Raw genomic sequence first — 20,973 nt, forward strand, 5'->3', positions numbered from 1 at the left:
TTTCATTGATACAAAAACAAACCCTTTATGCCTCTCGGCATAAAGGGTTTTAATTAAATAACAAGCAATTAGATAATTACTTTCACACCTTGTTGGATATATAAAATATCTTCACTTGATGAATGTTTATATACATCAACATTTTGATAAGACACACCATTAAAACTATGTTCTTCTGTGTGGCTCTTCGTCCAACCTGAAAGCACAACTTTATTCGTCGCATCTCCGCCATCATTACGGATAAACAACTCATCTTGTCCAGCTGGAGGCAGTCCGGTGTTATTATTAACAAGATTACCGCTTACAATTTTCACAGTTACACCCGTACCAGCAAACCGAATTTCTTCTGCTCCCCAAATTTGAGTGTGATTTGAAGGCGTACCTCCAATACTAAATTGGTTATTATAGGTATCAGATGACGAACTGTTTAAAGTCAAAATGTCGTAATCTGTCTTATTTCCATCTTCCCCTAAGTCAATAAGGCTTTTGTTATCACCTTTAACATTCTTAATAGTAACAGTATCACTGCCGGATCCAGCTAAAATACTCACCGCATTTTCTGTACTAATATTACCTACAGAAATAGTATCATTGCCGTCACCACCTTGAATTGTGAATACTCCACCTAGGTCTTTCAGAACCTCACCATTGAGAGTAATGGTATCGTTACCTGCTCCACCATCGATCAAATTATTAGATCCACGAATATTGCCATTAATTGTAATAGTATCATTACCCGCTTCGCCCAATATTTGGTTACCAGTACCGAATAAATCTCCATTGATCGTAATAGTATCATCGCCTTTACCACCAGAAATCCGAGAATTATCGGCTTCCAACGCTACCGATGAATTTAACTTATTAATAATAATGGTGTCATTACCATCTTCTGCACTAATAATACTACCGCGTCCTTCTTGTTTCGCTATGCCACCAACGGTAATTTTATCTTCACCAGCACCGGCATAAATTGCAGAGTTCGCCATTTGAGCAAGCACAACGCTATCCTCTCCCAAACCTAACCAGAAACGGCTATTTTCAGTGACACCTGACCGAATGGTATCCACATCTTTGCCACCAAAGTAATTAACGCCGAACATTTTACCTGTTACCGATAATGTGTTCTGTCCATCACCAAGATCTAACACATCAATAATTTCAGTTATGCGTTCACTTGTTGAGGTAGCAACTCTATCTGCGCCAACCACGTCTCTACCACCTGTCGCACTTCTATCTTGGCTATCTGTCGCTATCAAATCAATTGCACGCACTAAGCTTGAATTAATTTGATCTTTCAATGCTTGATCATAGAAATTTTTGTAACGTTCTATACCTTGTCGTGCATACTCATCATTGTGTAAGAATACCTGACTAATCCAATCCGACTTTTTACCGGAAAGAATGAGGTTGGTTTTAATCGTGACATTATCTTCACCATCACCCATCATCATAGACAACTGAGCATCTTGAACATTTCCAATAGTAACATCTGCACTCTCTTTAGAAGTAATTAACGCCAATGGTGATGAATAATTTGACTCTCGCTCTATTTTTGCTAAGGATAAGGTATCATTTCCTGAACCTAAATTAATAATCGTAGAGCCTTCATAAGAGGTTTCACGCAATTGCCCCAAAACATTTCCACCCACAGTCATTGTGTCATCACCCTCGCCAAGGTTAAAGTAATTACCTGACTCTTGTTGCGAGCCGGTGAACACATTCCATTTAATGGATACTTTATCATTACCAGCACCCATATCTATTTTGGCATTCGTTGCATAGAGTGAAGCATATTTCATCTCATCTCTTACAGCTCCTGCTTTATTTGGGTCCTCTGTGTCTTTTGCAGTGCCGGTAACTTCAAAAGTATCATTACCATCACCCATATAGATTTGGTTACTACCATCAACATTAGGGCGTGAATACCCTAATCCGATATAATAATCATATCGACCTTGTAGGTTCATTGTCGTAATCATATCATCACCATCATTGGTTCTAATCACAACATTACCGGCAATTGCTGGTGCAGAAATGTAGTCATTTCCACCGCCTAATGTATCCATAATAAATTGGGTCATCGTTTTATTAGTTAAGCTTGTCGAACTACCTGAATTCTCTGCACCAATCCATCCTCTACGATTATAATAGCTCCACCACTCATCAGTTCGTGACATACCTGAAACAATAATATCAGCTGCTTCATTATCCCCATTCCACTTATAAAATAACGCTTTATCTTGGTTATACATTACAGCAGTTTTGGTATCAAATCCCCAACCTTGAGCATGATCATTATGATATTCATTTCTTGATGTATCATCATCGTCATCTTTACGCATCATCCAGTCTAATTTTGGATTATACACAACAACTTTATTACCTAATTTATCTGTAATAATGCGTTGTTTATCACTCTGTGCATTACCGAAATCTAGTTTCATCGTCATTTCTGCTGCATCTGAAACCGTATTATTTCCATCTTTCAGAGTGTGAGAACCATCGGTTGCGACTATCGTTACACTATTTGGCTTCCTGTTAGGGCCATCAGAAACATCTGATTTAATCTTAGAGAGAGCCAACTGTGGAACAACATTATCCACAATAACATCCACACTTCTTTCCGGTAAATTAGCATCATTAAATCCTGTGCTCTTATCCTGATGTACAATATCTGCAATGACTTTGTATTGCTCATAATCTGCACTGAGATTATTAAACACCCCTGTATATGTTTTGGAATCAGACGAAATATCGAGATAATGCACCTCAACTTGTTGATTCCCCTTCATTAAGCGCACTCGAATTATCGCTTCTTCGGCTTCTTGCCCTTCCACTGTTGCCTTATAGTAAATTGCCTTTTGATTAGTATCTACTATATTTGGTGTAGTGGTATCCAAATCCTGATTATTCACTTTAAAATTAGTAAATTTCAATGGATCTTTCACAACGTGTCCAACACCTTGTTCAGATTGATTGCCTGCTTTATCAAAGGCTTGTGCAGTTACTGTTGTACCATACGGGAACTTCTCAATATTAGTTGGAATGGTTGCTGTATTGCCATTAATCGTAATCCAATTTGCACCGTCAGGTTTAGACCAGCCATCATCAGCGGTTTTGATTAATTTAACGCTTTGATCACCTGCGGTAATAATAACCCAATCACCTACTTCAGCTTGAGTTCCAATACTTGTGGAAGGATCAAAGTTACTGCGTCCTCCAGTCGGTAGAGTAATACTAACCTTGCCTCCCGTTTCGGATGTCACTACTGGCGTATCCGGAGTAAGTTTATCCACATCAATCAACAACGGCTCAGATTCAGACTTAACAGTAGTTTTATCTGATTGATACAATTTCACCTTATATTGATTCTCTCCTTGGACAAGTGCAAAATTCATTGGAACACCTGCTCGTACCTCAAAATATCCATTCTTAATATCAGTTTGCTTAACTTGTGCTTTCAGAGTTGAAGAGCCAAAAGGAAACTCAACATAATCACCTACTTGAGCAGAATCTGGTAAATAAATTTTTACCGTTACATTTGATGGAGAGCCGCTAGCCTCTAATTCAGCAGTATTAAGCACCATTGTCGTATCGGTATCATTCATTAAGTTACTATTAACCTCTGGATGTTCCAAAGCCACAGTAATTTTAGTACGATCTATCAAGGTATTATCGCTATCTTTATCCGCTTTATTACCTGCAATATCAAAGGATTGTACCGACACGCCTGTACCTGATGGTGCAACAGTATGTAGTATAGTAACTTCATTATCTCTCGGTGTTGGTACAAGTTTAGTATTGTCACTTTCCCAACCATTATTACCATCACTGGTTAAGGTTACCTTCTTATTACCTACCATTACTTCTACATAATCACCTTGAGGTGCATTATGTGGAAGGGTAATGGTAACATTACCATTCTGATCATTAACTGCTGTTGCGGCATCAGGTGCTGTGGTATCAATCACGAATTTTTTAGCATTAGTGCTGTATTTAATTGCACCGTCTTTATCTTGTTGAGTAATGCGAATTGTTCCCGCTGCATATTCACCTTCAGGTAAAATATAAACACCTTCAACATAAGGCACAGTTTGATAATTACCCTCAGCATCTTTGTATTCCACTTTAGTAATCATCGCACTATCATCACCCACAAGTTTTAAGCCACCATCATTGGTAATGTTGTCACTATTAGATATACCAGTATCATTTCGTAAGCCAATCTCTACATCCTCCAACTCATTATTGAAATAAGGTGCAGTAATTGAATCTGATGATGGAGAAGTATTATGAGCTTTATCCTCAGCCGTTGCTGTAATAGATTGTTTATCGATTAATGGATCTTTTAATTCGATTATAAATTCACCTTTTTCATTAGCAATGATCGGTTTATCGTTTTTATCTGTTGTAACTTGCGTGGTTTGACCATCTTTACTTGTCACCTGCAACACAATAGTGCTACCTGGCTCGGCAATTCCACTAATAACCGTTCCTTGCTCATTAATCTCAATTACCGGTGCACTAGGTGCTATTTTATCCGGCGTTGGACTTTGCTCAGTCGCACGATTATCATAACTATTAGTAGATGTTACTGTTAACGTTTCCCCAGTTTTAATTGGCGAATCAACAGTATAACGATAATTACCTTCCTCATCTGTATGATAAGTTTCAGGCTCACCATCACCATTATGATCGGCTTGAATATCTTGGTTAGCCTTTTCAGTTCCTAAACTCACTACCTCTTCGTGTGTTAATGTAATAGTAAACTGACCATCGCTACCAGCTGTTCCACGACCAACTACTTCATTATTCGCATTACGAATTTCCACCGTGCTAAGCGGATCAGTAGTACCTGTTACAGATTCACCATCATTTGAATTAATTTTTAAGGTGTTACTTGTATCTATAGTATCAGCAATATTTACTGTTTTTGCTTCACTAGCAAGATATCCATTATCAATTGCTTGAACTTGAATACTTGGTAAGTTATTGCCTTCATTAACAAAAGTAGCCCCTTTCTCAGTTAAACTAATTTCTCCTGTTCCACTATCAAGCACAAAATAACCATCGTTGTTTAACAATTGAATAGTTACGGTATCACCTTTATCTGGATCCGTTGCTGTTACTGTCGCAATTAGTTTGCCTGCTGTTGCCTGACCTTTAGTAAAACCTGTTTCCACTATATCCTCTGGTTTAATAGTCAATACAGGTGCATCATTTACATCTACCGCATCAACACTTGCTGAATGACTATTACCAGCTTTGTCTTGGGCAGACACAGTTACTTCTGAACCATCTGTTACTTTATCATTTGGAATAGTGGTTGTGGTTGAACCATTAGGTACATTAGGCACTACAGCAGGATCGCTAGAAGTCCAACTGCCATCATCACCTTTAGTTAAGGTAATATCACGTGGCTTGGTTTCACCCTCAGGTTGTACGGTAACAGTTACTTTATCCGCATCATCAGGAAGTGTAATCACCACACTACCGTCTTCTTTGGCTTCTGGTGCTGTTACATTCGGCGCTTGTGTATCGATGGTAAAGGTTTTGCCCTCACTCACTAGACTATTGTTGCCGGCTGGATCTTTGACTTGCGCGGTGACAGTGTACTCACCATCTGCTTGTTTTGGGAATTTCTCTTTTTCCACAGGAATGGTAACGATAGGATCGGTACCACTTAAATCACCAGATTGAACTTTGTAGTCAACGGTAATAGCTTTCCCTATTTGTGGTTGAAGCGTTAAGGTAACAGTATCACCTGCTTGCGTACCTTGTGGTAGGCGAACTTGTACTTCAATACCGTCAGAAAATTCTGTCGCATTGATGCTATAACCATCCGCCTCAGTAGCTTCTGGAATTGATTCAATCACTGGTTTACCATCATCATCCGCAACACCATCACCGGTAGTATCACCTGGGACGGTAGTATCTACTTTAAAGTCAGCCGACGCACTGACTTTACTGCTATTACCGGCAGGGTCAGTGACTTTGGCAGTGACGGTGTAAGCGCCATCAGGATTGCTTGGGAATTTTTCTGTCGGGATATCGACAGTGACGAATCCTGAACCAGTGACATCGTCTGTATCTTTAACAGTATAAGGTACTTCAAATGATTGACCATCTTTTGTCACAGTTACAGTCACAGTATCGCCTACTTGCGTACCTTTCGGTAGGGTCACATTGACTTGAACACCGTTATCATTAAATTCAGTCGCATTCACGCCACCATCTGCATTTTCTGGAATCGTAACGACTGGTTTACCATCATCATCCGCAACGCCATCATCGTTAGTGTCACCTGGAACGGTAGCATCAACAGTAAATTTCGCTTCATTGCTGGTTGCACTGCTATTGCCGACAGCATCAGTCACTACAGCAGTTACGGTGTAAGCGCCGTCTAGGTCTTTACCCCCATGTTGTTTAGGAATAGTGACCGATACTGGTGTACCGTTACCAGAAACATCATCACCTTCTTTAACGGTATAAGGCACAGTAAACGGATCACCATTTTCAGGTTTCACCGTCAAGGTAACCGTATCGCCTACTTGCGTACCTTGTGGTAGGGTCACTTGAACTTGAACACCATCAGCAAGCTCTTTGGCATTGATGGTATAGCCGTCTGCTTCTGTCGCTTCTGGAATAGCCACCACAGGTTTACCACCGTTAGTATCTTTGTCGTCCGCAACACCATCATCGGTAGTATCACCTGGGACGGTGGTATCTACTTTAAAGTTAACTGGATCGCTGTCTTTACTGCTATTACCGGCAGGGTCAGTGACTTTGGCAGTGACGGTGTAGTTGCCATCTACAGCGTTATCTGTATCTTTTGGCAAATTATCTTTAGTAATAGGAATTTCTACTGAGGTTGTACCATTAACATCATCACCCTGTTTAACGGTATAAGTGACTTCTTGTTCTGTACTGTCATCTGCTTTTACGGTCAAGATTACGGTATCACCCTCTTGTGTACCTTTTGGTAGCGTAACTTGAACGTTGATTCCGTCTGAAAGCTCTTTGACGTTCACACCATCTTTTACACCGTCTGGAAGAGTCACGACTGGTTTACCAGCATTATCAGGTTTATTGTCACCATCGCTATCACCTGGGACAGTGGTATCTACAGTAAATGTGACTTGATCCGAATCTTCGGATTCACGCGCTCCTTTGCTATAAGGCTCTTTCACCGAAGCTGTGATGTTATAAGTTTCGCCATCAGCGAACTTGTCTTTAGGCACGGTCACGGCAATCGCGGTATCAATAGCGGTGCCTGCTGGGATGGTGAAGGTATAAATTTCACTGCCATTGTTTTTAATTACAATGATATCGCCAGCTTCTGTGCCTGCTGGTACGGTGACATTGATCACTACGCCATCGGCATCGAAAAGCTCAGCGGCATTGATTTTACCGTCTTCTGCTAAGCTTGGATTAGAAGCTTCAGGAATGGTAATGATTGGTTTATTATCACCTTTACCATCACTATCGGCATCGGTTGTACCACCCGGTTGATTACGATCAATCTGAATAGATTGTGTGGCTTCTGTTTTCTCACCACTTGTTGGTGTTACCACAATGCTAGAGGTAATTGAAGTTGCATTTTTATCCACAACCACATCATCAATAGTTGTGGTGTACTCTGTTTTGCCATTAACTTGTTCGGTAGTTAAAGTATAAGTTTTATCACCGTGTTTGATGACTTTGGTATCACCACTTAAATCGACAGAGTAAGTGCTATCGCCGTTGATAGTGATTGCAACAGTATCACCTGCTTTCACGGTTGGGAGATTGACTTTAACAGAAACCACATTATTAGCGATTTCATCCCCCATTAAGACACCATTTTGATCGGCATCTGAGGTGTAAACAATTTTTGACTTACCTTCTAAAGCACGTTTTACAGTTATTTTCTCGAAATTAGAAACTTCTGAATTATTTCCAGCTTTATCCAATATATTAGCCACAACGTATAATACACCTTCTTTTTCAGCATCAACACCAGTTGGCACAGAAACAATAGCCGATTTACTGCTTGCTTCTGCATCAGAAATAGTATGCGCAATCGATTCTCCCGCTACAGGTTGACCCTCTACCCCCTTTTCTTGTGGTATAGTGATTGGAGTGATATAAAGCACATCGCCTGCTTTCACATCATCCGGTAATGTCACTTTGACTTGGACACTACCGTCTTCTGCCACTTCATTACGAGTAATAATGTTGTCTTGTGGGTTGTTATCACTCACAAAGCCTTTGATAGTTGGTTTACCAGTTGCTGTAGTATCAAGAGTAAAGTCTGCTGGATCACTGGCTTTACCTGCATTACCGGCTTGATCGGTGACCAACGCAGTAACGTGATAATCTCCATCTGTTAAGTTGCTGGAGGTTGGAATGGTAATGGTTGCACCATTTGTTAAATCACTTTCTTTAACTTTGTAAGGTTCACTTGTAAATACCGTTGTCGTACCGTCTGCATTTGTCACGGTCAAGGTGACGGTATCACCGGCTTTTGTGCCACTTGGTAAGGTCACTTTCACTTGAATGCCTGCGCCTTCTTGATTTTCACCACCATTCCATTCGGTGTCGTTCACACCCTTGTCAGCTTCTGGAATGCTGACTTCAGGTGCTTCTTCTACACCCGATACAGCAGGGTTGGTATCACCTGGAGCAGTAATATCAATAGTGAAGTTTGCCGCATCACTCGTCGCACTGTTATTGCCAGCAGGGTCAGTCACTTTGGCGGTTACCGTGTAAGCGCCATCAGGATTGCTTGGGAATTTTGTTGTCGGGATATCGACAGTGACGGATCCTAAACCTGTGACATCGTCTGTATCTTTAACAGTATAAGGTACTTCAAATGATTGACCCTCTTTTGGTGTCACGGTCACAGTCACAGTATCGCCTGCTTCTGTGCCTTTTGGTAAGGTCACTTGAACTTGAACACCGTCTTTAAAGTCTTCTGCATTGACAATATGCTTATCGGCTTCTGTCGCTTCTGGGATGGTGACAGTTGGTTTGCCTTTATTATCATCTGCGTCATCGGCTTTGCCATTACCATCGGTATCGCCTGGAACAGTCGCATCGACGGTAAATGTCGCTTCATCGCTACTTGCACTGCTATTGCCGGCAGCATCAGTGACTTTGGCGGTTACGGTAAACTCACCGTCAAGGGTTTTACTTTGTTCATCTTTTGGCAAGTTATCTTTAGGAATAGTAATGGTGACAGGGTCAGTACCGGTCAAATCATCACTTGATTTGACTTCATGTGTCACTTTAAACGATTGACCCTCTTTTGGCGTAACAGTCAAGGTCACGGTATCGCCTACTTGCGTACCTTGTGGTAGGGTAACATTGACTTGAACACCGTTCTCTAATTCAGAGGCGTTGACGCCATCTTTAGCTTCAGGAATAGAAACCACAGGTTTGCCACTGTTAACATCTTTGTCGTCCGCAACACCATCACCGGTAGTATCACCTGGGACAGTGGTATCTACTTTAAAGTTAACTGGATCGCTGTCTTTACTACTATTACCGGCAGGGTCCGTGACTTTGGCGGTGACGGTGTAAGCACCATCTACAGAATTGTCGGCACCTTTTGGCAAATCATCTTTAGAAATAGGAATTTCTACTGGTTTACCGCTACCAGTGACATCATCACCTGATTGAACAGTATAAGTAACTTCTTTTTCTGTATCGTCATCTGCTTTCACAGTCAAGGTCACGGTATCGCCTACTTGCGTACCTTTTGGTAAGGTGACTTGAACTTTAATATCGTCTGAAAGCTCGTCTGCATTCACACCATCTGTCGCTTCTGGGATAGTCACGACTGGTTTACCATCGTCATCTGCAACGCCATCACCCGTAGTATCACCTGGGACGGTCGCATCAACAGTAAATTTCGCTTTATCGCTGGTTGCACTGCTATTGCCGGCAGCATCAGTCACTACAGCAGTTACGGTGTAAGCGCCGTCTAGGTCTTTATCCTTATGTTGTTTAGGAATAGTGATAGATACTGGGGTACCTTTACCAGAAACATCATCGACTTCTTTAACGGTATAAGGCACAGTAAACGCATCACCATTTTCAGGTTCCACGGTCAAGGTAACCGTATCACCTACTTGCGTACCTTTCGGTAGGGTCACATTAACTTGAACACCATTATCTAATTCAGAGGCGTTAACACCATCTTTAGCTTCAGGAATAGTAATCACTGGTTTACCATCATTATCATCCCCTTGACCATTAGCAAAGCCATCGCCATTGCTATCACCTGGAACGGTGGTATCGATAACCAATGAAGTAGGAGTGCTTTCAACCGTTTTTGTGCCATCGCTAACTTTCGCCACCACGATATAGGAACCATCCGCTTTAACAGGGAAACTATTGGCTTGATTGCTCTCTTTACTTGCTGGAATATGGATAGTTAAGCCGTCTGTAGTGCTCAAATCTTCTGCTGTCAATTTTTTAGTGATGGTAATTGGTGCTTTGCCGTCAGCAGATACAGTCACGGTGAGGGTATCCCCAGCTTGCGTACCTTCAGGAAGAGTTACCTTAATATCTACCCCTTGGGCAGTTGCAAACTCAGACGCATTGACACTGTTGTTATCCATTTCTGGGATAGTCACTCCAGGTTTACCACTGATTTCAACGGTATCTACGGTAAATGACGCTTTATCACTCGGTTGGCTAGTATTACCAGCTGCATCTTTAACTTGTGCAGTCACCGTAAAGTTGCCATCAAGAGTTTTTCCGCTTTCAGCGTCTTTTGGCAAGGTATCTTTAGGAATGGTGATGTCAACTGTACGCTCTCCGTTAAGATCCTCAGCTTTTACTTCGTATGGAGGTTCAATAGCGATAGAAGCTTTACCCTCTGGAGTAAGAGTAAGATAAACTTTATCTCCCTCTTGTGTTCCTGCTGGTAAAGTCACTTTAACTTGAACACCGTCTTTAAGATCATCAGCATTGATGGTATTACCATCTGCATCTGTCGCTTCTGGGATAGCCACGACAGGTTTACCACCGTTAGCATCTTGCTCATTTACCACACCATCGCCATTACTATCACCTGGGACGGTGGTATCAACCTTAAATGTTGCGTTATCACTCGGTTGGCTGGTATTACCATCCGCATCCTTCACGGTTGCGGTCACTTTGTAATCTCCCCCGGTGATTTTGCCTTTCCCATCAGTTGGGAATTGATCTTTAGGCACAGTGACTATCACTTTGCCATCACCTGTTCCTGGTAAATCACCCTTTGCTACTGTACCAGTGGCAGTAACGGTTGAACCATCCGGTTTTGTCATTGTCACTGTCACGGTATCACCCGCTTCTGTGCCTTTTGGTAAGGTGACTTCGACCTGAACACCGTCTTTTAAGTCATCGCTACCGACTGGTTTGTCTTGATTGTCACTAGTGTGGGCATCCACCACCGAAACATTTGGTTTACCATCCGCATCGGCTTCACCGTCACCATTGGTATCGCCTGGAACCACAGTATCCAAGACTGTAAATGTTTTTTTAACACTTGGAAGGCTTTGGTTACCAGCAGCATCTTTGATTTGTGCTGAGACGGTGTAATCCCCTTTTGGTGTTTCAGGGAATTGATCTTTAGGAATAGTCACAGTTGCAGTTTCAGTCGATAAATCACTATCGCTAATAGCAGAAATAACGGTAAAGGCTTCACCGCCTTTTGGTGTCACGGTCAAGGTGATGGTATCACCCTCTTGTGTACCTGCTGGTAAGGTGACTTGAACTTGAACACCATCATTAAATTCTTTAGCAGTAATACCGCCATCCGCATTTTCAGGAATAGAAACACTTGGTTTGCCGTTGATATCATTGGTATCTGCTACGCCATTACCATCGACATCACCTGGGACAGTGGCGTCGATGGTAAAGCCTTTCGCATCACTGACCAGACTAGTGTTCCCCGCTTTATCAGAAACAGTGGCAGTGACTTGGTAAGCTCCATCTACCTTACCGTCGCTATCTTTTGGCAAATCCGCTTTAGGAATATCTACAGTGACTTTTCCTGCAGTGATATCCCCGGATTCCAAGGTTTTGGTCACTTTAATAGGATCATTGCTATTCGGTGTTTTCACTTCTAAAGTGACAACATCACCTGCTGCCACACCACCTGGTAGAGTGACTTCCACTTGAACACCATCTTTAAGATCGCCAGCATTGATGGTATTGCCATCTGCATCTGTCGCTTCTGGGACAGCCACGACAGGTTTACCACCGTTTTTATCATCTCTGTCTACTTTACCATCGCCATTGCTATCGCCCGGCGCAGTGGTGTCAACAGTAAATTTAGTTTCATCACTAGTCGCACTGCTATTACCGGCAGGGTCAGTGACCACGGCGGTTACGCTGTAGTCGCCATCAGGGACTTTGCCGTTATTATCTTGTAAGTCTTTTGTAGGCACAGTGACAGTTACTTTGCCATCGCCGTTTTCGGGTAAATCACCCTCTTCGACTTTGGCGGTCTTTTTAACTTCACCATTAGGTGTTTTAACTGTTACTTCTACAGTATCACCCGCTTCTGTGCCTTTTGGTATAGTCACTTCGACTTGAATACCGTTTTCTAAGTCTTTATTACCGACTGGTTTATCTTGTCCATCGTCTGTATGGGAATCTTTCACCGTCACAATCGGTTGACCGCTATTTTCATCCGATCCATTGACTACACCATCACCGTTGCTATCGCCAGGGATAGATTTATCGACTTTAAAGGCAATGGTATTAGAATCTTCGGATTCACGTGCTTTATCGCCATAGCTGTCTGGTTCTTTCACCGAAGCGCTTAATTCATAAGCACCGCTTGAGAGTTTCTCTTTAGGAATAGAGAACTCAATCACACTACCTTTTGTTGTGGTTGTGCCTTGAGGAATGGTGTAGGTATAAAGTTCATTGCCATTGTTTTTAATGACAATGATATCACCGGCTTGCACGCCTTCAGGCAAGGTTACTTTCGCTACAACCCCATCAGAAAGCTCTTGGGCATTAATGTTGCCGTCTTTTTCTAGGCTTGGATTAACTGCTTCAGGGATTTCAAGTTTTGGTTTATCATCACCTTTACCATCGCTATCGGCATCGGTTGTACCACCCGGTTGAGAGCGATCGATACGAACTGTTCCATCTGCTTTTAACGTAGTATTATCCGAAGTTACCACAACATTTGTTACAACCTCTGATACACTACCATCGGCTATAGATATATCATTAATAGTAACAGTATAACCATCATCATCTATAGCAGGTTTAAGGACAAAGCTCTTATCATTGTGTATTACTTTTTGCTGACTTACATCAACATAATATTTTTCACCATTGATAGTGATAGAAACTTTATCGCCTTCACCAATATACGGAAGATTAATTTTAACTGAAGTAGTATTACCAACTAATTCTTCACCTAATAGAACTTGATTATTATCTTTATCATCGAGATATTCGACAGAAGGCTTACCCAATAAAGTACGTTTCACATCATAATTATCTGAGTCTTTTTCAGTTGATGAGTTTCCTGCTTTATCAATGAGTTGTGCAGTGAAAGAAACTTTGCCTCGCCCTAAGGCATCAACACCAGTAGGTGCATCAACAATCGCATAGCCCTGATCTATCTCTGCTTTAGTAAGTGGATGTTCAATCGGAGAACCTTTTTTATCTTCTGTTAAAGGTGTAACGATAAGTTTATCGCCCTCTTCAAGCCCTTGAGGTAAGTAAACTCTAACAGGTACTTCACCGTTTTTATTGATCTCATTACGTGTTAATACATTATCTGCCGGGCTATTATCACTCGCCACATCAACTTTTATTGGTGCATCCGGTTTTTCTAAATCTGCTTTTGGAGCAATACTTGTGCTAATAAAACCTTGATTGCCTGCATCATCTTTAATGTAGGCTTTTACTTCTGTATTAGGTTCAACTTCAACCTCTACACCTGATCTTAAGTTTTCAGTTGTAATTCTAGTTTCTTGACCGTTGACAACAACAATATCACCTACTTGAGCATCTAGGAATTTTACGGTAGCAGTAATAGTATTTGGCTTGCCTTGTTTAACTTCCTCAATATTGTAAATGTTATCTGTACCCGTACTTTCAAATGTGATTATAGGTTTCACATTTGGCACATCTACATCTGCATGCTGCAAAGTTTGACTAGCTATCTCACCTGCTACTCCATTTGCTCCTATAATAAAAGCAGAAATCTCACTACCCGGTTTTACTTCTACCTCAATACCATTTTTGTTATCAGTAGTAATTTTAAAGACTTCCGTTTTACCATCACGCGTAATAGAAATGCTATCACCAATGTTTGCGTTTGGAATCACTTTAACAGTAATAGTACCGTCTGTTCCAACTTCTTTTGCGTTGTATAATTTATCTACTCCTGCAACTGGCACAGCATAGTCAAAATCTGGTTTAGTCTTCGGAACAACTAAAGGAGCTGTTACTTTCTCAGAATTGGATTCATTATTAGCATTATCTGTGGCTGTTACTGAAAGCTCTTCTAGTGCTGTTTTTGGTTCATCCAATGTAATATCAAATTTACCATCCTCTTCATTGGCTTTTCCTGTACCGATTACATTATCTTTCTCATCTTTTACAGTCACAGTGCTACCTGGTTCAGCCGTACCAGTGACACGTGTACCATCATCAGACACATCAAGATTTTCTGGTTTTGCTGGTGGAGTGCTGTCGTCTGCTTTAACCGTATTCGGTTGTGAAGGGTTACCGGCTTCGTCTTTGGCTTCTACTGTTAATTCCTCACCATTGGTTTTTGGTGGGTTAATAGTCACATCAAATTTACCATCATCACCTGCTGTTGCTGTACCGATTTCTTTGCCATTTTCATCTTTCACGGTTACAGTGCTACCTGGTTCAGCTGTACCGGTGACACGTGTCCCATCATCAGACACATCAAGATTTTTTGGTTTTGCTGGTGGAGTGCTATCAGATGCGATTACATCTGTTGGGGTTGACGTATTACCGGCATTATCTGTTGCGGTAACTTCTACTTTTTCGCCGTTATTTTTTGGTGGGTTAAGATCAATTGAAAAATTGCCTTGCTCATCAGCTTTTCCATTCGCAATCACATTACCCTGGTCATCTTTAATAGTAATTTTACTACCGGGTTCGGCTTTACCAGTAATTTGTTTACCATCATTTTTAATAACTACATCTGTTGGTTGAGACGGAGGCGTGGTATCTGACGGAGCAGAATGTGCTGAACTACCCCCCCCCCCGAACCACCTGCGGCCGCTGCACCCAAGCCGAGAACAGTTAATCCAGCAAGACCATAAAGCCACGGACGGAAGCTATCACCTTCTGCTAAAGTACCAGTCATTCCCGCTTCAATTTCAGAGAAAGAAGAAAATTCTTTACCTACCTGTGTAACGATAACTTGTCCGGCATCTACGCCTTCCGATGCACCAACATCAAAAATTGCGAAACATTGCTGCTCATCATCACATTTACCCCAGAAATCATCAATGATAACTTCTACATTCTCTTTTTCACTTTTTAAAATAAGATCATTTCCGGAACGAGTAACTTTAATATCTTCTGGTGTTTTGCCGGTTGCGCGGTCGATGAGATAGTACTCTTCACCCGGCACAGCCAATTCCGTATATTTACCATTTTTTAAAACTTTTGATAAATCAATGCGTTTGCCTGATTTTTTCTCAACGAGGATAAGCCCCATAATTTCTCCCAATACGTCTTTATAGAATTAACTAAGCTCCCTTTCATTCCAACAACAAGTATGAACAGCCACCCTCATAAAAGTAAGAACGAAAAGCAATAAATCGACGCATATTATCAAAAGCAAGCGTAAAGTCAATTTAAACTTTATTTAAAATTTAAGAAATTGTTGTTTATATGATATTTTGTATTTCTTTGATGTCAAAATATTATTTTTATTTATAATTTTGAAATAATGAATTAAAGAAGCTATTAAATATTCGTATCCAAAATAGATGTATAATTTTACAACCAACAACTTTACACTTATAAAATTACACAGAAATAAACTAACATTTTATATAATTCCTTAAATTTATTTGGACATAAAGTCGCTCATTATATGGAATGAAAAGTCGAATATTTAATACTCGTTATAACTATCCCGTACTCTCTGAAATATCTATCAGAAAATAGGCGAACAAGTTCTCCCTTTATTAAAGGAAGAACTTTTATAAGATTAAAGAAATAATGAGGTAATTTCGGGAAAAGCTAATAGTAAAATCAGAACTAAAATTTGTAAGCTAATAAATGGCCAGACAGATTTAAAAATATCTGTTAATTCCACGCCTTCCGGAGCTACACTTTTAAGATAAAATGCTGCCGGTCCGAATGGAGGGCTAAGGAATGACACTTGCATATTTACGCAAAATAAAACACCAAACCAAATCGGATCATAGCCAAGTGCAGTAATAATAGGAACAAAAATAGGCATTGTTAACATCGCTACACCAATCCAGTCCAAAAACATTCCTAAAATCAATAAGATAATCATCATAATGATAATGGTATAAATCGGCGGAGCATTCAAACTGGCAAATAAACCTGAAATAAAACGATCTCCTCCCATTAGATTATAAATACCAATGATCATTGTTGCTCCGATACCTACCCAAATAATCATTCCAACAGTATTAATTGTATGTTTAAGCGATTCCTTAATAATCGTGAAGTTCAACTCTTTGCGATAAAAAGCCGCTAGAATAACACCCACTACACCAATACAAGCAGACTCTGTAATAGAAGCAATCCCACCATAAATACTGCCTAAAATCCAAGTGGCAATTGCTACAGGAATAGCAATATCGTGAATAATTTTCTTAATATCTTTTTTTGTTAATGCCTGCCTTTCACTTGCAGCCATTGCTGGTCCATAATTTGGCCGTAAATAACATAATAACAAAATATAGGAAATATAAAGTAAAGATAATAAAACTGACGCAGGAATTGCAGCTAAAAATAGTCCACCAATAGACACGTTTGCCGTCATACCATAAATGATTAAGACAATGCTTGGAGGCACCATTGTCCCTAATGCACCGCCGGCAACCACCGTACCTATAGCAAGGTTTTTGTTATACCCTAAACGCAACATCTGCGGCAACGCCAACATTCCCAACAAGACAGTTTCTCCACCGATAATGCCTGACATTGTTGCTAATAAAATAGCAACAAACATTGATTGAATGGCGATCCCCCCTCTTAACCTACCCCCAATAATACGCATAGCATTGTACAAATCACGCGCTATGCCTGTTCTATCCAATAATGTTGCCATTAATACAAACATTGGCACTGCAACAAATGTATAAGAAGAAGTAAAATCTGTTACCCTTGCCGCAACCATTTGCATTATTGCCGCAGTATCAAACCATAAATAGGAAATCACTAAAGCAATTAAGCCGGTTAAAAAACCCAATGGCATACCAATAAATAACAACGAAATCATCATTAGAAAGATAATTAATGTTCCTACACCTATTCCTAAACCACTAATCATAATTATCCCTCCTGATTTTTAGTCACTAAATGACGAAATATATGCAACACTGAAAGTACCAACACCATCAAACACGAAATAAAAAAGAACCCTTTTTCAATCGCAGGGAATGGCGTATCCAATACAGTACCGGAAGTTTGCATCTTAAATGTTCCCATAGGAGTAAAAAATGCTTCGACAGCTGAAAGATATGAACCATAACTTAATAAAACAAAGAAAATAAAAACGAATATTTCAACGAGCAATTCCAATCCCCATCTCACTCGAGCTGAAAATTGTTGTCGAATAAATGTCATAGCAATATGTTTATTGTTGGCATAACAAGCAACACCACCATAAAGTAAAGATAAACTGACAAGAAAAGTAGTGACCTCGTGTACCCAAATTGTAGGACTGGAAAAAATATATCGCACAATAACTTCATAAAACCCAATCGCAACAATAAAAAGGAAAAGATAAGAGACGTAGTAACCTAATTTGATAAAAAATTGATCAAACCGATCACATAAAAATAGTAAGCGTTGAGAAAAAGACATTTTCAACTCCTTAATAAACAAGGCTGAATGTGATCCAACCCAGCCTTGCCTATAGTTACGATTATTGCATCATTCCTTGAGAAGTAAGGAATTTTAATAAGGCTTGATAATACTGATTACCTATTTCAGATTGTTGAGCTGTTTCCTGCCAGATTTCTCTTGCCGCAGCACGAACTTTCGCAACTTCTTCCGGACTCCAAGCCACTGGCTGAACGCCTTTATCTAACGCTTCTTTATATGCGATTTTATCTTCATAATGGGCTTTAATCAGTGTATCCAAAGCCATTCCTTTAAAATAGGACACTAGAAAATCCTGATCTTGAGGAGAGAGTGATTGCCAAGTTTTCAAGTTCATTATCATATGAACTGCAGGAGAAGAATGGATACCCGGATAAATAGGATATTTTGCGATATCGTGTACACCTTGTGCTTGATTATTAGCAAAAGTGGAGAAATCTGCCGCATCGATAATTCCTTTTTCTAAACTAGTGTAAATTTCCGATCCTGGCAAACCGACAGGAGCAGCTCCTAACTTCGCAAATAATTTCTGAATTGGGCCTGATGGCGCACGAACTTTAACGCCTTTAAAGTCAGCAACACTTGCAATTTTCACTTTGGAAGGTAGTGACTCTGAACCAGTTACCGATACACCAATTAATTTAGCCCCATATTGTTGAAAGATTTTATCAACGACTTCAAAACCTCCTCCATTATAATAAAAGCTAAGAATATCCTCATCGCTACTCCACGCAGAAATAGTGTCACCAATCAAGCCAAAACCAGGATCAGTACCAGCATACATTGCCGCAGTAGCAACTGCACCATCAATAATTTTATTTCTCACTCCAGAAAGCATATCGCTTGTTTTTAATACTGAATCTAACGGTAATAATTCAATGCTGATTCTTCCATTTGAGGCTTTTTCTACATTATCAGTCCACTGTTTTTGGATCTCATATACTTTCTCTCCAGCAAAATTTGAGCTTTCAAATTTCAAATTAATTTCCGCTGCCGATACTGCAAATGACATCAAACTTGCTAATGAAATGAATAATAAAGATTTTTTAAAGTTCATAATTAAACTCCTCGTTGTTTATACAGCAACTAACATTCCACCATCAACAAACAACAGATGGCCATTGACAAAATCGGAAGCTTTAGAAGAAAGGAAAACAGCTGAACCGATTAATTCTTCTGGATCTCCCCAGCGATTAGCAGGCGTTCTCTGACATAACCATTGTGTAAATTGCTCATTTTCTACTAATGCCTTAGTCATATCCGTTTTAAAATATCCTGGTGCAATTCCGTTTACCTGAATGTTATAACGAGCCAATTCAACACACGCCCCACGAGTAATCATTTTTACTGCACCTTTAGAAGCTGCATACGGCGTGATAGTATCTCGTCCTAACTCACTCTGCATTGAACAAATATTGATAATTTTTCCTGCATTACGTTTCACCATATATTTGCCAACTTCCTGAATCATTAAGAAAACCGCTTTTTGGTTAATTTCAATAACGTTATCCCACTCCTGTTCAGGAAATTCCAAAATAGGATGTCGCCGTTGAATACCAGCATTATTAATTAGGATATCAATTGCCCCTATTTTTTCTTCGATTTCCGCAACATTACGCTCAATTTCGCTTTTTTTAGTCACATCAAATGGAACTGAATGAGCAAGAAAACCTTTCTTTTTTAACTGTTCAGCAGCGACTAGCGCTTTTTCTGCGTTAATATCATTAATGATAATTTCTGCACCATATTGAGCTAATCCATTTGCAAGTAAAAAACCTATCCCTTGAGCAGAGCCAGTTATCAAAGCTCTTTTCCCTGTTAAATCAAATAAATTATTCATAATTATTCCTCAAATTTAAGTTGGACTTTTATAGCAACACTTTTATCACTCGCTATTTGTAATGCCTTTTCTGCATCTTGATAAGAAAATTCATGAGAAAGCAACGGTAACGGATTAATCAATCCTTGCTCTAACCAACGTACTGCTACTTCAAATTCATTAGTAAAACGGAAGGCCCCTCTATAAGTAAGTTCTTTCGCTAAGAATTTTGTGATCGGAATAGCGGCATCTCCTTTTGCCATTCCTATTTGAATAATTGTGCCGGTTGCTTTAGTTGCATCAATTGCAAAGTTGATAGCACTATTTGCTCCGGAAGCTTCAAAACTCACATCAAAATAACCTTTATCTTGGAAATACTGTTCTTGATCCTCCAAAGGATTAATCACAGATGTTGCTCCCATAGCAATAGCGCTATTTCGGCAAGATTCTTGTATATCAGAGGCAACAATTTCAACCGCACCAGCTTTCTTACAAGCAGCAACCACAAGAGAACCAATTGGTCCGCAACCTGTCACTAAAACTTTCTTTCCAACCAAAGAACCTGCTTGATTAACTGCGTGAATCGCAACAGCTAACGGTTCAGCAAATACCATTATTTTGCTTGGTATCCGATTATCATAAGGGACAATTTGATCATTTCTTACAGCAACATATTGAGAAAAACCGCCATCCACATGTGGATTCAACATCGCACTACCAAAAAAACGCATATTTAAACATTGATTGGATTTTCCACTCAGGCAATATTTGCATTTTAAACAAGGCTTACTTGGATTTACTGCAACCGCTTGCTTTTTATTTTCTAAAATACCAACGACTTCGTGACCTAAAATCATAGGATGTTTTAAACTGAAGTGTCCTACTCCCCCTTCTTGATAGTAATGAATATCAGAACCGCATATTCCCCCTCTGCTTATTTTAACTATAGATTCATTACTTTCCTTAGTGGATACCTCTGTCGTAGTAATTTGTATTTGATGTATTCCTGATACTTTCACACATTCTGACTTATAAATTTCTGTCATTCTTCACCTCTTTAACCATCAATGCAACCG

Annotated in this window: 7 protein-coding genes; all 7 read right to left on the bottom strand. The window is 40.0% G+C overall.

Translation table 11 applies throughout. From position 1 onward, the window contains the following. Window positions 1-68: 68 nt before the first annotated feature. The gene (locus tag JP36_RS04935) at window positions 69-15,290 is read right to left on the bottom strand and encodes an Ig-like domain-containing protein (RefSeq protein ID WP_234702150.1); all 15,222 of its coding nucleotides are present in this window, start codon (window positions 15,288-15,290) and stop codon (window positions 69-71) included. Beyond that, window positions 15,179-15,706: a hypothetical protein gene (locus JP36_RS11745; protein WP_039172559.1), complete on the bottom strand. Its 528-nt coding sequence runs from the start codon at window positions 15,704-15,706 to the stop codon at window positions 15,179-15,181. The genes JP36_RS04935 and JP36_RS11745 overlap by 112 nt, the downstream gene beginning before the upstream one ends. A gap of 498 nt (window positions 15,707-16,204) precedes the next feature. Continuing rightward, the gene (locus JP36_RS04945) at window positions 16,205-17,524 is read right to left on the bottom strand and encodes a TRAP transporter large permease (RefSeq protein ID WP_039135691.1); all 1,320 of its coding nucleotides are present in this window, start codon (window positions 17,522-17,524) and stop codon (window positions 16,205-16,207) included. Window positions 17,525-17,526: 2 nt separating this feature from the next. Beyond that, window positions 17,527-18,060, bottom strand: coding sequence for a TRAP transporter small permease subunit (locus tag JP36_RS04950; protein WP_021461640.1), 534 nt, complete (start codon window positions 18,058-18,060; stop codon window positions 17,527-17,529). 61 nt (window positions 18,061-18,121) lie between these two features. Further along, window positions 18,122-19,135, bottom strand: coding sequence for a TRAP transporter substrate-binding protein (locus tag JP36_RS04955; RefSeq protein WP_021461639.1), 1,014 nt, complete (start codon window positions 19,133-19,135; stop codon window positions 18,122-18,124). 18 nt (window positions 19,136-19,153) lie between these two features. Continuing rightward, window positions 19,154-19,921, bottom strand: coding sequence for a gluconate 5-dehydrogenase (gene idnO / locus JP36_RS04960; protein WP_267881917.1), 768 nt, complete (start codon window positions 19,919-19,921; stop codon window positions 19,154-19,156). Then, complete coding sequence (gene idnD, locus JP36_RS04965; RefSeq protein ID WP_031204852.1) at window positions 19,921-20,943, bottom strand: L-idonate 5-dehydrogenase; 1,023 nt, start codon at window positions 20,941-20,943, stop codon at window positions 19,921-19,923. The genes idnO and idnD overlap by 1 nt, the downstream gene beginning before the upstream one ends. Between the last annotated feature and the right edge of the window lie 30 nt (window positions 20,944-20,973).

Origin of the sequence: Gallibacterium genomosp. 1 (assembly GCF_000771875.1) — a bacterium.
Taxonomy (GTDB): Bacteria; Pseudomonadota; Gammaproteobacteria; order Enterobacterales; family Pasteurellaceae; genus Gallibacterium.

Excerpts from the sequence above, each read along its gene's own strand:
- JP36_RS04950 (WP_021461640.1), bottom strand. The coding sequence starts at position 18,060 with ATGTCTTTTTCTCAACGCTTACTATTTTTATGTGATCGGTTTGATCAA.
- JP36_RS11745 (WP_039172559.1), bottom strand. The coding sequence starts at position 15,706 with ATGGGGCTTATCCTCGTTGAGAAAAAATCAGGCAAACGCATTGATTTA.
- JP36_RS04955 (WP_021461639.1), bottom strand. The coding sequence starts at position 19,135 with ATGAACTTTAAAAAATCTTTATTATTCATTTCATTAGCAAGTTTGATG.
- JP36_RS04945 (WP_039135691.1), bottom strand. The coding sequence starts at position 17,524 with ATGATTAGTGGTTTAGGAATAGGTGTAGGAACATTAATTATCTTTCTA.
- idnD (WP_031204852.1), bottom strand. The coding sequence starts at position 20,943 with ATGACAGAAATTTATAAGTCAGAATGTGTGAAAGTATCAGGAATACAT.